This is a genomic window from Pseudomonas sp. LB1P83, assembly GCF_054897885.1.
Map to the genome: position 1 here is coordinate 6668433 of NZ_CM142709.1, position 15004 is coordinate 6683436.

12 protein-coding genes and 1 pseudogene are annotated in these 15004 nt (G+C 60.0%); 11 read left to right on the forward strand and 2 right to left on the reverse strand.

Annotation, left to right across the window (positions count from 1 at the left end; genetic code table 11):
• Positions 1-46: 46 nt before the first annotated feature.
• A pseudogene (locus ACYZTY_RS30740) lies at positions 47-1033 on the reverse strand (cache domain-containing protein); the annotation flags it as partial.
• A 280-nt stretch (positions 1034-1313) separates the two neighbouring features.
• On the opposite strand from ACYZTY_RS30740, the gene ACYZTY_RS30745 reads away from it, so the two are divergent.
• Together ACYZTY_RS30745 and ACYZTY_RS30750 are read left to right on the forward strand one after the other, a co-directional pair.
• Positions 1314-1568: a lipoprotein gene (locus tag ACYZTY_RS30745; RefSeq protein WP_045061982.1), complete on the forward strand. Its 255-nt coding sequence runs from the start codon at positions 1314-1316 to the stop codon at positions 1566-1568.
• Between the two features lie 31 nt (positions 1569-1599).
• Positions 1600-2169 carry a lipocalin family protein gene (locus tag ACYZTY_RS30750; protein ID WP_461956751.1) on the forward strand — a complete coding sequence of 190 codons (570 nt, stop codon included), beginning with the start codon at positions 1600-1602 and terminating at the stop codon, positions 2167-2169.
• A 119-nt stretch (positions 2170-2288) separates the two neighbouring features.
• Here the strand turns inward: ACYZTY_RS30750 and ACYZTY_RS30755 are convergent, their stop codons facing one another.
• Positions 2289-3653, reverse strand: coding sequence for a formimidoylglutamate deiminase (locus ACYZTY_RS30755; RefSeq protein ID WP_461956752.1), 1365 nt, complete (start codon positions 3651-3653; stop codon positions 2289-2291).
• Between the two features lie 146 nt (positions 3654-3799).
• Between ACYZTY_RS30755 and hutC the strand changes: the two genes are divergently transcribed.
• The 9 genes from hutC to hutH (ACYZTY_RS30800) all read left to right on the forward strand — a co-directional run bounded on the left by hutC (position 3800) and on the right by hutH (ACYZTY_RS30800) (position 14992).
• Positions 3800-4510 (forward strand): histidine utilization repressor, encoded by a 711-nt coding sequence (hutC, locus tag ACYZTY_RS30760; protein ID WP_177326944.1) that lies wholly within the window; start codon positions 3800-3802, stop codon positions 4508-4510.
• Entirely contained in the window at positions 4507-5076 is a 570-nt protein-coding gene (locus ACYZTY_RS30765; RefSeq protein ID WP_461956753.1) for a HutD/Ves family protein, read from the forward strand. The genes hutC and ACYZTY_RS30765 overlap by 4 nt, the downstream gene beginning before the upstream one ends.
• Positions 5077-5529: 453 nt before the next feature.
• Positions 5530-7233 (forward strand): urocanate hydratase, encoded by a 1704-nt coding sequence (hutU, locus tag ACYZTY_RS30770; protein ID WP_461956754.1) that lies wholly within the window; start codon positions 5530-5532, stop codon positions 7231-7233.
• Positions 7234-7387: 154 nt separating this feature from the next.
• The gene (locus ACYZTY_RS30775) at positions 7388-8860 is read left to right on the forward strand and encodes a purine-cytosine permease family protein (protein ID WP_461956755.1); all 1473 of its coding nucleotides are present in this window, start codon (positions 7388-7390) and stop codon (positions 8858-8860) included.
• Positions 8861-8929: 69 nt separating this feature from the next.
• Entirely contained in the window at positions 8930-9898 is a 969-nt protein-coding gene (locus ACYZTY_RS30780) for an ABC transporter substrate-binding protein (protein ID WP_461956756.1), read from the forward strand.
• A 70-nt stretch (positions 9899-9968) separates the two neighbouring features.
• Positions 9969-10820, forward strand: coding sequence for an ABC transporter permease (locus tag ACYZTY_RS30785; RefSeq protein WP_053153259.1), 852 nt, complete (start codon positions 9969-9971; stop codon positions 10818-10820).
• On the forward strand, positions 10817-11647 hold the full coding sequence (locus ACYZTY_RS30790; RefSeq protein WP_461956757.1) for a quaternary amine ABC transporter ATP-binding protein: 831 nt from the start codon (positions 10817-10819) through the stop codon (positions 11645-11647). The genes ACYZTY_RS30785 and ACYZTY_RS30790 overlap by 4 nt, the downstream gene beginning before the upstream one ends.
• 168 nt (positions 11648-11815) lie before the next feature.
• Positions 11816-13339 (forward strand): histidine ammonia-lyase, encoded by a 1524-nt coding sequence (hutH, locus tag ACYZTY_RS30795; RefSeq protein ID WP_461956758.1) that lies wholly within the window; start codon positions 11816-11818, stop codon positions 13337-13339.
• A gap of 120 nt (positions 13340-13459) precedes the next feature.
• Entirely contained in the window at positions 13460-14992 is a 1533-nt protein-coding gene (gene hutH, locus ACYZTY_RS30800) for a histidine ammonia-lyase (RefSeq protein WP_461956759.1), read from the forward strand.
• Positions 14993-15004: the final 12 nt, after the last annotated feature.

The following is a 15004-nucleotide window of genomic DNA, read 5'->3' on the forward strand; positions in this document are numbered from 1 at the left end:
CAAAACGGTTGAACGAGGTGCCCAACGCACCGAACTCGTCCTGGCCGTGGATGGTCAGGCGTTTGGTCAGGTCACCTTCGCCTTCGGCGATGTCATGCATGGCGCGACCCATGGTCAGCAACGGCTGCATCAGGAAACTGATCAGCATGCCCAGCAGCGCGATGATGATCACCACGGCGATGACCATGGCAATGATCGCCGAGGTGCGAAATTCGCTGAGCATCGAGAACGCGGTGTCCTTGTCCAGCACCAGCGCCACGTACCAGTCGGCCGACGGCACACCGTTGACGTGGGTGAAGGAAATGAACTGGGTCTTGCCGTCGAGCTCGACTTCTTTCAGGCCCGGGCTGACTTTCGGCGCGCCGTTCGGGTAGGCCTCGGCGAGGCTTTTGAGCACCAGTTTGCTGTCCGGGTGGATCAGGATCTTGCCGTCGGCGCTGACGATGAACGCGTGGCCGTGACCGCCGAAGTTAAGCGAGTTGATGATCGCGCTGACGCTCGACAGGTCGATGTCCGCACCGGCAACGCCGATCATCTGGTTCTGATGCTGCACGGGCGTGGCCACGGTGATCACCAGTTTGCCGGATGAGGCGGCGATGTACGGTTCGGTGACGATGGTCTGTTGCGCACCGTTGGCCGCTTTGTACCAGCCACGGGCGCGGGGATCGTAGTCCGCCGCACGATTGCCGGCCGGGACCGAGAACATCACGCCGTCAGTGCCACCGAAGTAGCTCAGCTGGAAGTTGCCGGTGTAGGCCGGCAAGTCGATGGCGCGCTTGAGGTTGGCGGGTGCACTGCCGTCGACGGCGATTTGCTGGGACAACGATTGCAGCAACTGCATCCGGCTTTCCAGCCAGGTCTGGATGTTGCTGGTGGTCAGGCTGCCAAGTTCCTGCATCGAGGATTCGGTACTGCTGCGCAAGGTCTGGCGCTGGCGGTAGTCGTTGAACAGGATAAAGCAGGCGAACGCAACGGCGACCACGAGGGCGGCTGCCAGCAGGATCTTGTGGCTGAATTTCATGTTTCTGGTCATTAAATGCACTACCGCGAAGTGGCTGGTCAGCGAGGGGCGTCAATTTGCCACAGTCGAGGGCTTTGCGCTGCCTCTATGTCGACTGAGTGGCGGCAAAGATTAGCGGCTTTTGCGAAAACCGACGAAACGCTCAACACCCAACGAAAGTTCCTGATATTTCACGGAAAACAGACGAGCGGCCCCACAAATAGCCGACAAGCGACGGAACCAGGCAGGGGTTTTCTCTTCTAAGCTTCAGCTTGGCAGTCATGCCATTCCCATTCGCCCCAGGAGCTACACAATGTCGCTGCGTTCTATCGCCCTGCTTTCGTTCTGCGTGTTGTTGGCCGCGTGCAGCAAGGTCAATCAGGAAAACTACTCGAAGCTGTCGTCAGGCATGCCCAAGGCCGAGGTAGAAACCTTACTGGGCAAACCCACTGATTGCTCGGGCGCGCTCGGCATGTCCAGTTGCACCTGGGGTGACAAGAACAGCTTTATCAGCGTGCAGTACGCCGGTGACAAAGTACTGATGTTTTCCGGCCAAGGCCTGAAGTAATCCGGGGCTACGCGCCCACGGGAGAAAAACAATGAAGCGGTTATTGATACTCCTTTTTGCCAGCCTGGTATTGGCTGGCTGCGCCACTTCTGGCGAAGATCCGTTGGCACCGAAAACCGTCAACAGCGTCAATCTCAAGAAATACCAGGGCACCTGGTACGAGTTGGCCCGTCTGCCGATGTATTTCCAGCGCAACTGCGCGCAATCCGAAGCCCATTACACGCTCAAGCCTGACGGCAACGTATTGGTGCTGAACCGCTGCCTGACGGCGGATTGGCAATGGGAAGAAGCGAAGGGCGTGGCTTATCCGCAAGTGCCGGGCAAGACCGACAAATTGTGGGTCGAGTTCGATACCTGGTTCTCGCGATTGCTGCCGGGTGTGGCGAAGGGGGAATACTGGGTGCTGTACGTCAGCGATGATTACAAGACCGCCATTGTGGGCGACCCGAGCCGCAAGTATCTGTGGCTGCTGTCGCGAACTCCGTCGGTTAATGGAGTAGTGCGTGAAGAACTGCTGAGCAAGGCGCGTCAGCAGGGCTACGACACCACGCGGTTGATCTGGCGCGCGTCGGATACGCAGATGGCCAAGACCTCGAACTAAGGATTAGCGCGGGACCAATGTTGTAGCGGGCTTGCTCGCGAAGGCGGTTTAACAGTCAACGAAGATGTTGAATGTTATGGCCCCTTCGCGAGCAAGCCCGCTACCACTTTTGTTCAGTGTTAACCCAAGAGATCTCGCAGGACCTGGGTGAACGCGCGGTTGCTTTCTTCTTCTGCGGCATGACGCCCGTCACGCACAACCCACTGGCCATTGACCAGCACATCACGCACCTGGCGATCGCCACCGGCAAACAACCAACGATTGAGAATCCCGTCACCACTGGCCGTGGCCAGGTACGGATCATTACCGTCCAGCACCAGCCAGTCCGCACGCTTGCCGACTTCCAATGCACCGATCGGCTGGCCCAGCGCCTGAACCCCGCCATCCAGCGCAGCGTTGTACAGCGTGCGGCCGACCATCGGCTGATCCGCGCCATACAAGCGATTGCGCCGCTGATCGCGCAGGCGCTGGCCGTATTCCAGCCAACGCAATTCTTCCACCACGCTCAATGACACATGGCTGTCGGACCCGATACCCATGCGCCCGCCCTGCGCGAGGAAATCCACCGCCGGGAAAATCCCGTCGCCAAGGTTCGCTTCGGTGGTCAGGCACAGACCGGCGATGGCGCGACTCTTGGCCATCAGCGTGACCTCTTCCGGGTTGGCGTGGGTCGCGTGGACCAGGCACCAGCGCTGGTCGACCTCGGTGTTTTCGTACAGCCATTGCAACGGTCGACGGCCGCTCCAGCTCAGGCAGTCATCGACTTCCTTTTGCTGTTCGGCGATATGAATGTGCACCGGGCACTGCTTGTCGCTGGCCGCCAGTACTTCGCTGATTTGCTGCGGTGTGACCGCGCGCAAGGAGTGGAAGCACAAGCCCAGCGACTGCGCCGGTTGCTGTGCCAGGATCGGCTGCAAACGTGACTGAAGCTTGAGGTAGTTTTCGGTGCTGTTGATGAAGCGGCGCTGCCCCTCGTTCGGGGTCTGGCCACCGAAACCGGAATGGCTATACAGCACCGGCAGCAGGGTCAGACCGATACCGGCGGAGCTGGCAGCCTGGCTGATACGCAGTGCCAGCTCGGCCGGGTCGGCGTAAGGCTGGCCGGTGGTGTCGTGGTGTACGTAGTGAAATTCCGCGACCGAGGTGTAACCGGCCTTGAGCATTTCGATGTACAGCTGACGGGCGATCACGCCGAGTTGATCCGGGCTGATTTTTCCGACGAGGCGATACATCAAATCGCGCCAGGTCCAGAAACTGTCGTTCGGATTGCCCGCCACTTCCGCCAGCCCGGCCATGGCCCGCTGGAAGGCGTGGGAGTGCAGGTTCGGCATGCCCGGCAGCAGCGGACCGCTCAGCCGTTCGGCGCCATCTGCGTTGGAATCGGCCTGGATATGGGTCAACACGCCTTCGGCGCTGACCTCAAGACGTACATTGTTGGCCCATCCACTAGGCAGCAGCGCGCGTTCGGCAAAGAAGGCGGACATGGTTCAGCACCCCGTCGTGTGTTATTTGTATATACATATACAGACGTTTGCCTGCTCGGTAAACTCCGGCAAGCTAGCAACCTCTACCAAATGAACAAGGATTAACCGTGCCGACTCCGCCTGCAGTCTCTCCGTTGGCCGCACACATGGGCGACAGTCCGGCGCCCCTGTACGCCCGCGTCAAACAGATGATCACCCAGCAAATCGACAGTGGAAACTGGCCGCCGCACTACCGCGTTCCGTCGGAAAGCGAGCTGGTCAACCAGCTGGGTTTCAGCCGCATGACCATCAACCGCGCCCTGCGCGAGATGACCGCCGACGGTCTGTTGGTGCGCATGCAGGGTGTCGGCACGTTCGTCGCCGAACCGAAAAGTCAGTCCGCCTTGTTTGAAGTGCACAACATCGCCGACGAAATTGCCTCCCGTGGCCATCGCCACACCTGCAAGGTCATCACCCTCGAGGAAGAGGCGGCTGGTTCCGAGCGCGCACTGGCCCTGGACATGCGTGAAGGCCAGAAAGTCTTTCACTCGCTGATCGTGCATTTCGAAAATGATATCCCGGTGCAAATCGAAGACCGTTTCGTCAACGCACTCGTGGCGCCGGACTACCTCAAGCAGGACTTCACCCTGCAAACGCCATATGCCTATCTGAACCAGGTCGCGCCGCTGACCGAAGGCGAGCACGTGGTCGAGGCGATTCTGGCCGAGGCCTCCGAGTGCAAGTTGCTGCAGATTGAAAAGGGCGAGCCGTGCCTGCTGATTCGTCGCCGCACCTGGTCCGGACGTCAACCGGTGACTGCGGCCCGTTTGATCCATCCCGGTTCCCGTCATCGTCTTGAAGGTCGGTTTCATAAATGAGTGAAGTGAAAGTTTTACGCGCCAAAGATTACCCGCGCATGCCGTGGAAGAACGGCGGCGGCAGCACTGAAGAAATCACCCGTGATGCGGGTACTGGCCTTGATGGTTTCGGCTGGCGTCTGTCGATTGCCGATATTGGCGAGTCGGGCGGCTTCTCTACCTTCGCCGGATACGAGCGCGTGATCACCGTGCTGCAAGGCGACGGCATGTCCTTGTCGGTTGACGGCCAGATCACGCGCCATCTGTTACCGCTCGATCCATTTGCCTTTAGTGGCGAGAGCCAGGTGTCCTGCACATTGCTCGGCGGGCCGATCCGCGATTTCAACCTGATTTATGCGCCGCAGCGTTACAACGCGCGGTTGCAGTGGCTGGACGGCGAACAGCGGTTTTTCAGCGAAGCGGGGACTGTGCTGGTGTTCAGTGTCAGTGATGCGCTGGAAGTGAAGGTCGGTAACAGCACCTCGAAGCTGGGTCGCCATGATTGCCTGCAACTCGTCGGTAACACTGGCCTGCTGGATGTCTCGAGCAACGGGCCATGCTGCGTGATTGAACTGTCCGCACGCTGATCCAACACCGAGTCGATCCTTTCGCGGGCAAGCCTCGCTCCTACAGGTACAGTGTAAAACCTGTAGGAGCGAGGCTTGCCCGCGAAGCTTTCCGCCCCCTCAAACGCGTTCCCCAATGCGCACCACTTTGTTACCGAACGCCCCAGCGTGGCGCTAAACCCCGCTCAAGTAACAAGCCATCACCCCTTCGAAAAATCCCCCCGAAAAATTTCATCTCCGCCAAAACCCTTGATTCAAGGGCCTTTCAGCGTTCCAAAAACTTTTCTTGAACACCCCTCCAACAAGTTGGCCGCTTGATTGCATATGCTTGTATGTACAAGTAAAGACGTATGCGTATGAGTCGACCGAGACTCTCCGCAGCGTCCACTGATTCGCTTGTGTCGCTTTGACGTGCACAGGCTGGCTTACCCACCGCCAGGGTTGGTTTGGATTGATCGCTGAGGAGTCTTTTTCGTGACTGACAATACCCAGAAACCTACTACCGCCTCTTTTACAAAGTACCGTGACGTTGAAATCCGCGCTGCCCGCGGTAACAAGCTGACCGCCAAGAGCTGGCTGACCGAAGCGCCGCTGCGCATGCTGATGAACAACCTCGACCCGGAAGTCGCCGAGAACCCTAAAGAACTGGTGGTTTACGGTGGTATCGGTCGTGCGGCGCGTAACTGGGAATGCTACGACAAGATCGTAGAAAGCCTGACCAACCTGAACGACGACGAGACCCTGCTGGTGCAATCCGGCAAGCCGGTCGGCGTGTTCAAGACCCACACCAACGCACCGCGCGTACTGATCGCCAACTCCAACCTGGTGCCACACTGGGCGAGCTGGGAACACTTCAACGAACTCGACGCCAAAGGCCTGGCCATGTACGGCCAGATGACCGCCGGCAGCTGGATCTACATCGGCAGCCAGGGCATCGTTCAGGGCACCTACGAAACCTTCGTCGAAGCCGGTCGCCAACACTACAACGATGATCTGAAAGGTCGTTGGGTCCTGACCGCAGGCCTCGGCGGCATGGGCGGCGCTCAGCCTCTGGCCGCGACCCTGGCCGGCGCTTGCTCGCTGAACATCGAATGCCAGCAGGTCAGCATCGATTTCCGCCTGAACAGCCGTTATGTCGATGAGCAAGCCACCGACCTCGACGACGCGCTGGCCCGCATCGACAAATACACCAAGGAAGGCAAAGCGATTTCCATCGCTCTGCTGGGTAACGCGGCTGAAATCCTGCCGGAACTGGTCAAGCGCGGCGTGCGCCCGGACATGGTCACCGACCAGACCAGCGCCCACGACCCGCTCAACGGTTACCTGCCGGCTGGCTGGACCTGGGAAGAGTACCGCGCTCGCGCCAAGACCGAGCCTGCTGCCGTGGTGAAAGCCGCCAAGCAATCGATGGCCGTGCACGTTAAAGCGATGCTCGAATTCCAGAAAATGGGCATTCCGACCTTCGACTACGGCAACAACATCCGTCAGATGGCGCAAGAAGAAGGCGTGGAAAACGCATTCGACTTCCCAGGCTTCGTACCGGCTTACATCCGTCCGCTGTTCTGCCGCGGCATCGGTCCGTTTCGTTGGGCTGCACTGTCGGGCAACGCCGAAGACATCTACAAAACCGACGCCAAGGTCAAAGAGCTGATCCCGGACGACGCTCACCTGCACAATTGGCTGGACATGGCGCGCGAGCGCATCAGCTTCCAGGGTCTGCCGGCACGTATCTGCTGGGTTGGCCTGGGCCTGCGCGCCAAGCTGGGTCTGGCGTTCAACGAAATGGTCCGTAGCGGTGAATTGTCCGCGCCAATCGTGATCGGTCGCGACCACCTGGACTCCGGTTCTGTTGCCAGCCCGAACCGCGAAACCGAATCGATGCAGGACGGTTCCGACGCCGTGTCCGACTGGCCACTGCTCAACGCCCTGCTGAACACCGCGAGCGGCGCGACCTGGGTTTCCCTGCACCACGGCGGCGGCGTCGGCATGGGCTTCTCCCAGCACTCGGGCATGGTGATTGTCTGCGACGGTACTGACGAAGCGGCCGAGCGTATCGCTCGCGTTCTGCACAACGATCCGGCGACCGGCGTTATGCGTCACGCCGATGCGGGTTACCAGATCGCGATCGACTGCGCCAAGGAACAAGGGCTGAACCTGCCGATGATTACCGGCAAATAAGAGATCGGGCCGACTGAAATGGGTGGCCCGACGCAAAACCTGTAGGAGCGAGGCTTGCCCGCGAAGGCGTCTTACCTGACACACCGCGGTTCGCGGGCAAGCCTCGCTCCTACAGGGAGCACCAACACCGACAACAATCCACAGAGGTTGAATCATGGCTGTTAATGACGATCGTGCAGGCAGTAAACCGTTGATCGAGAAACGCTCGATCGACTACATCCCGGAAGCGGAAAGACACGGTCGTCTGTTTAGCCAGTTCACCTTGTGGATGGGTGCCAACCTGCAAATCACCGCGATTGTCACCGGGGCCCTGGCCGTGGTGCTGGGCGGTGACGTGTTCTGGTCGTTGATCGGTCTGTTGATCGGCCAACTGCTTGGCGGCGGCGTCATGGCGCTGCATGCCGCGCAAGGGCCCAAACTTGGCCTGCCGCAGATGATCTCCAGCCGCGTGCAGTTCGGCGTGTATGGCGCGGCCATCCCGATCGTGCTGGTCTGCTTGATGTACCTCGGCTTTACCGCCACCGGTACAGTGCTTTCCGGTCAGGCGCTGGGCCAGTTGTTTGGTGTCAGCGACAGTGTCGGCATCCTGATTTTCGCCAGTGTCATCGTGCTGGTCACCGTGCTCGGTTATCGGGTGATCCATTGGATTGGCCGTGTTGCCAGTGTCATTGGGGTGATTGCCTTTGTGTACCTGTTCGCTCGTCTGATGAGCCAGACCGACGTTGGCGCACTCCTGCAAATCCGCCACTTCAGTTGGAGCAGTTTTCTGCTGGCGGTGTCGCTCGCGGCGTCTTGGCAGATCGCTTTCGGCCCATATGTGGCTGACTATTCACGCTACCTGCCGAGCAAGACCTCCTCGGTGAAAACCTTTTTCGCCGCGGGTGCCGGTTCGGTTATTGGCGCACAAGTGGCGATGATCCTCGGCGTGTTTGCTGCCGCTTCGGCCAACGGCCAATTCGCCGGCCATGAAGTGGCCTACATCGTGGGTCTGGGCGGTACCGGTGCCACCGCAGCGCTGCTGTACTTCAGCATCGCGTTTGGCAAGGTCACCATCTCCACGCTGAACTCCTACGGCAGCTTCATGTGCATTGCGACCATCATCAGCGGTTTCCGTGGTGAGCTGAAGGTCACGCGCTTGCAGCGTCTGGTCTTCGTGCTGGTCATCGTCGGTGCTGCGACCCTGATGGCATTGCTCGGCCAGCACTCGTTCCTCGGTGCGTTCAAGTCCTTCATCCTGTTCCTGCTGGCGTTCTTTACGCCATGGAGCGCGATCAACCTGGTGGACTACTACTGCATCACCCGCGAACGCTATGACGTGCCGGCGCTGGCCGATCCGAACGGTCGCTACGGCCGTTGGAATGCTCTCGGTATCAGCGTCTATGTGTTCGGTGTGCTGGTGCAGCTGCCGTTCATCTCCTCCAAGTTCTATACCGGTCCGCTGGTGGCGGCTCTGGGGGATGTGGATATTTCCTGGATCATCGGTCTGGTGCTGCCCGCAGCCCTGTATTACGTGTGCGCAAAAAAATGGCACGGCTCGGTACCCGATCACCTGATTCTGCCGGTCGAGCAGGACAGTGTTGTGCAACCTATAACAAGTGGGGCTGGTCGCGCTGCGGCGCAGGCCTGATTGGACGTGGACAGGGCTGGATGCCTCTTGACTGCCGTAAGCCAATTCATGATTAGGAGCGTCACTACAATGAAATCGAACAAGACCCTGCTGACCACATTGCTTTCCATGGGCCTGCTCGCCAGCGCCGGCGCCACTCAGGCTGCGGGTTGGTGCGAGTCGGGCAAACCGGTGAAGTTTGCCGGCCTGAACTGGGAAAGCGGCATGCTGCTGACCGACGTGATGCAAATCGTGTTGGAGAAGGGCTACGACTGCAAGACGGACAGCCTGCCGGGCAACTCCATCACCATGGAAAACGCCCTGAGCAGCAACGACATTCAAGTGTTTGCTGAAGAGTGGGTTGGCCGCAGCGAAGTCTGGAACAAGGCGGAGAAGGCCGGCAAAGTTGTCGGTGTCGGCGCTCCGGTCGTTGGCGCAATCGAAGGCTGGTACGTGCCGCGCTACGTGATCGAAGGCGACGCCAAGCGCAAGCTGGAACCCAAGGCCCCGGACCTGAAAAACATCGCCGACCTGGCCAAGTACGCCGCCGTGTTCAAGGATCAGGAAGAACCAGCCAAGGGCCGTTTCTACAACTGCCCGGCCGGTTGGACCTGTGAGCTCGACAACAGCGAAATGCTGAAAAGCTACGGCCTCGAAAGCACCTACACCAACTTCCGTCCAGGCACCGGCCCGGCGCTGGATGCTGCGGTGCTGTCGAGCTACAAGCGTGGCGAGCCGATCCTGTTCTACTACTGGTCACCAACCCCGCTGATGGGCCAGGTTGACCTGGTCAAACTCGAAGAGAAGCCAGGCGTGGACAAGCGCGTGACCATCAAGGTCGGCCTGTCCAAGACTTTCCACGAGCAAGCCCCGGAACTGGTTGCGGTGCTGGAAAAGGTCAACCTGCCGATCGACCTGCTTAACCAGAACCTCGGGCGCATGGCCAAAGAGCGGATCGAGTCGCCAAAACTGGCCAAGATCTTCTTGAAGGAACATCCTGAAGTCTGGCACGCATGGGTGAGCGAAGACGCAGCCAAGAAAATCGACGCGGCCTTGTAGGTTGAGCCTCTCCGACTGCCGGCGACGGCAGTCGGACGCTTGATCGCAACCCCTTGATTGAGAGTCTCTTATGTTTCCCGAAAGCTTTACCTTTTCCATCGCCGACTGGGTCAACGGTTGGGTCGATTCGCTCGTCACCAACTACGGCGACGTGTTCCGCAGCATCTCCGACACCCTGTTGTGGGCCATCGTCAATCTTGAAGGGCTGCTGCGTGCAGCGCCCTGGTGGCTGATGCTGGCAATCGTGGCGGGCGTTGCCTGGCACGCGACCCGCAAAGTCGTGACCACCGCCGTGATCGTCGGCCTGCTGTTCCTGGTGGGAGCGGTCGGCCTCTGGGACAAGCTGATGCAGACCCTGGCGCTGATGATGGTCGCGACGGTCATTTCGGTGCTGATCGGCATCCCGCTGGGCATTCTCTCGGCACGCAGCAATCGCCTGCGTTCGGTGCTGATGCCGCTGCTGGACATCATGCAGACCATGCCGAGTTTCGTTTACCTGATCCCGGTGCTGATGCTGTTCGGCCTGGGCAAGGTTCCGGCGATTTTCGCCACGGTGATCTACGCTGCGCCACCGCTGATTCGCCTGACTGACCTGGGCATCCGCCAGGTCGACGGCGAAGTGATGGAAGCGATCAACGCCTTTGGTGCCAACCGCTGGCAGCAACTGTTTGGCGTGCAACTGCCGCTGGCCCTGCCGAGCATCATGGCCGGGATCAACCAGACCACCATGATGGCCCTGTCGATGGTGGTGATTGCCTCGATGATCGGTGCCCGTGGCCTGGGTGAAGACGTGTTGGTGGGGATTCAGACCCTCAACGTCGGACGTGGCCTTGAAGCCGGTCTGGCGATCGTGATTCTGGCAGTGGTCATCGACCGCATTACTCAGGCGTATGGTCGGCCACGGCATGAGGTGAGCAAATGAGCAACGAAGCCATCAGCAAAATCGAAGTCAAAAACGTCTTCAAGATTTTCGGCAACCGTTCCAAGGAAGCGCTGGGCATGATTGGCCAGGGCAAAACCAAGGATCAGGTGCTGGCCGAGACCGGCTGCGTGGTCGGCGTGAACGACTTGTCCCTGAGCATCGGCACCGGCGAAATATTCGTGATCATGGGCCTGTCGGGTTCCGGCAAATCGACCCTTGTGCGCCACTTCAACCGCCTGATCGACCCGACCAGCGGCGCGATCCTGGTGGACGGCGTGGACATCCTGCAATACGACATGGAAGCCCTGCGCGAATTTCGCCGGCACAAGATCAGCATGGTGTTCCAGAGCTTCGGCCTGCTGCCGCACAAGACCGTGGTGGATAACGTCGCCTACGGCCTGAAAGTGCGTGGCGAGACCAAGCAAATGTGCTCCGAGCGCGCGCTACACTGGATCAACACCGTGGGCCTCAAGGGCTACGAAAACAAATACCCGCATCAGCTCTCGGGCGGTATGCGTCAGCGTGTGGGCCTGGCCCGTGCCTTGGCGGCCGACACCGACATCATCCTGATGGACGAAGCGTTCAGTGCGCTCGATCCGCTGATCCGCGCAGAGATGCAGGACCAGTTGCTGGAACTGCAAAAGACCCTGCACAAGACCATCGTCTTCATCACCCACGACCTTGATGAGGCGGTGCGGATTGGTAACCGCATTGCGATTCTCAAGGACGGGCGCCTGATTCAGGTCGGTACGCCGCGAGAGATCCTGCATTCGCCAGCGGATGAATATGTCGACCGCTTCGTACAGCGGCGCGCGGCGGTGGTTTAAAGGTTTGCGGAGGCTGTCCCGGCCCCTTCGCGGGCAAGCCTCGCTCCTACAGGTTTCACATTTGCCACAGAAATGTGGGAGCGACACAAAACCCGTAGGAGCGAGGCTTGCCCGCGAAGGCGTCGGCAAAGCTGCATCAATTTTAAGGTTGTACGCACGAGGTCAATGATGTCCCAGGATGAAAAAATCGTTATCACCGGCAGCCCCCTGCGTTGGCAGGATGTGGTCGCCGTCGCCCGTCATGGCGCGCAACTCGAGCTGTCGAGCGAAACCTGGGCGCGGATCGAAAATGCCCAGGCCATCGTCCAGCGCATCGTCGCCAGCGGCGAGCGTGCCTATGGCGTCAACACCGGCCTGGGCGCGTTGTGCAATGTCTCGCTCAAAGACGAGCAGCTCAGCCAACTGTCGCGCAACACCTTGCTCAGTCACGCCTGTGGCGTTGGCGCTCCACTGGCCGACGAGCAGACCCGCGCGATCATGTGCGCGGCGATCCGCAATTACAGCCACGGCAAATCCGGTATTCACCGCCGGGTAGTCGAAGCGCTGCTGGCGTTGCTCAATCGCGGCATCACCCCGCAAGTGCCGTCCCAGGGTTCGGTGGGTTACCTGACCCACATGGCCCACATCAGCATCGCGCTGCTAGGTGTGGGCAATGTCAGCTATCGCGGGCAGATCGTTTCTGCGCAGCAGGCTTTGGCTGAAGAAGGTTTGCAACCGGTCCAGCTCGGCGCCAAAGACGGCCTGTGCCTGGTCAACGGCACGCCGTGCATGACCGGGCTCAGCTGCCTGGCGCTGGCCGACGCGACGCATCTGGTGCAGTGGGCAGACGTGATCGGTGCCATGAGCTTCGAAGCCCAGTGCGGTCAGATCGCCGCGTTCGATGCCGAAATCATCGCACTCAAACCTCACCCGGGCATGCAGCAAGTCGGCATCAACTTGCGGGCGCTGCTCGATAGCAGTGAAGTGATCGCCAGCAGTAAAGGTTTTCGCACTCAGGATGCGCTGAGTATCCGGTCGATCCCGCAAGTCCACGGCGCCGCTCGTGATCAGCTTGAGCACGCCAAAAAGCAGATCGAAACCGAACTCAACTCTGTCACTGATAACCCTATGCTGCTGGGCACGCCGGACAACTTTCGGGTGGTGTCCCAGGCCAACCCGCACGGTCAGTCAGTGGCATTGGCGGCAGATTTGCTGGCGATTGCCATGGCCGAAATCGGCTCCATCGCCGAACGTCGCCTGGATCGCCTGATCAACCCGCATGTCAGCGGTTTGCCGGCATTCCTGGTGGCCAACCCGGGGGTTAACTCTGGAATGATGATCGTCCAGTACGTCGCCGCTTCGCTGTGCGCGGAAAATCGCCAGTTGGCGCAACCGGCAGTGCTCGACAACTACGTCACCTCGGGCCTGCAGGAAGACCACTTGAGCATGGGCACCAACGCGGCGCTGAAGCTGCATCGTGCGCTGGAAAACTGCACGCAGATTCTTGCGATCGAATATTTGCTGGCGGCTCAGGCATTTGAATTTTTGAAGGAACAACGCTTCGGTGCCGGCACCGATACTGCCTGGCGTCTGCTGCGTGAACGCGTTCCGGCTTACGACCAGGACCGCTGGCTGGCACCTGATATCGCCGCCGCTGCCGGCGTGTTGAAAGACCCGATTTTGCTGCACAAGGCTTTACCGAACCTGAACTGATTCCTACATCGAACCAGCGTGCCAAGGCGCCAGCCCCCCACAAGGCGGGAAGCGACGGACAACGGACATTTCCGGAGCGTCTGGTTAGTTAACAAAAAGACTCTCAAAAGGAGAATACAAGTGACTGCGCTAAATTTAGTTCCCGGCCAACTGAGCCTTGCCCAACTGCGTGATATCTATCAGCAACCGGTCAAAATCACCCTCGACAACAGCGCCTCCGCCCAGATCGAAGCCAGCGTTGCCTGCGTGGAACAGATCCTCGCCGAGAACCGCACCGCTTACGGCATCAACACCGGTTTCGGCCTGCTGGCCTCGACCCGCATCGCCAGTGAAGACTTGGAAAACCTGCAGCGCTCGCTGGTGCTGTCCCACGCCGCCGGTGTCGGCGAGCCGATCAGTGACGCGCTGGTTCGACTGGTGATGGTGCTCAAGGTCAATAGCCTGAGCCGTGGTTTTTCCGGCATTCGCCGCGTAGTGATTGACGCGTTGATCGCGCTGATCAACGCCGAGGTTTACCCGCACATCCCATTGAAAGGTTCGGTCGGTGCCTCCGGCGATCTGGCGCCATTGGCTCACATGTCGCTGGTGCTGCTGGGCGAAGGCAAGGCTCGCTACAAAGGCGAGTGGATGGAAGCGACCGAAGCGCTGAAAATCGCCGGTCTGACCCCGCTGACCCTGGCGGCGAAAGAAGGCCTGGCACTGCTTAACGGCACTCAGGTGTCGACTGCCTACGCGCTGCGTGGCCTGTTCGAAGGCGAAGATCTGTTCGCCGGCGCCGTGGCGATTGGTGCCCTGACGGTCGAAGCGGTGCTGGGCTCGCGCTCGCCATTCGACGCCCGCATCCACGCCGCACGTGGCCAGAAAGGCCAGATCGACGCCGCTGCCGCTTACCGCGATCTGCTGGGTGAGCGCAGTGAAGTGTCCGACTCGCACGAGAACTGCGAAAAGGTCCAGGACCCGTACTCGCTGCGCTGCCAGCCGCAAGTCATGGGCGCCTGCCTGACTCAATTCCGTCAAGCCGCCGAAGTGTTGGCCGTCGAAGCCAACGCGGTTTCCGACAACCCGCTGGTATTCGCTGCTGAAGGCGACGTGATCTCCGGTGGTAACTTCCACGCCGAGCCGGTGGCCATGGCGGCTGACAACATGGCGCTGGCCATCGCTGAAATCGGTTCCCTTAGCGAACGCCGTATCTCGCTGATGATGGACAAGCACATGTCGCAGCTGCCGCCGTTCCTGGTGGCCAATGGTGGCGTGAACTCCGGCTTCATGATCGCTCAGGTGACCGCAGCGGCACTGGCCAGCGAAAACAAGGCGTTGTCCCATCCGCATTCGGTAGACAGCCTGCCGACGTCGGCGAACCAGGAAGACCACGTCTCCATGGCGCCGGCTGCCGGCAAGCGTTTGTGGGAAATGGCCGAAAACACTCGCGGCGTTTTGGCCGTGGAATGGTTGGCGGCCGTTCAGGGGCTGGATTTGCGTGAAGGCCTGAAGAGCTCGGCGAAGCTGGAAAAGGCTCGCGGGATTCTGCGTAATGAAGTGCCGTTCTATGAGAAGGACCGCTTCTTTGCGCCTGACATCAATGCGGCAACCGAGTTGTTGGCGACGCGTTGCCTGAATGAGCTGGTGTCGGTGAAGTTGCTGCCTAGCCTGTAATGGCCTCTTCGC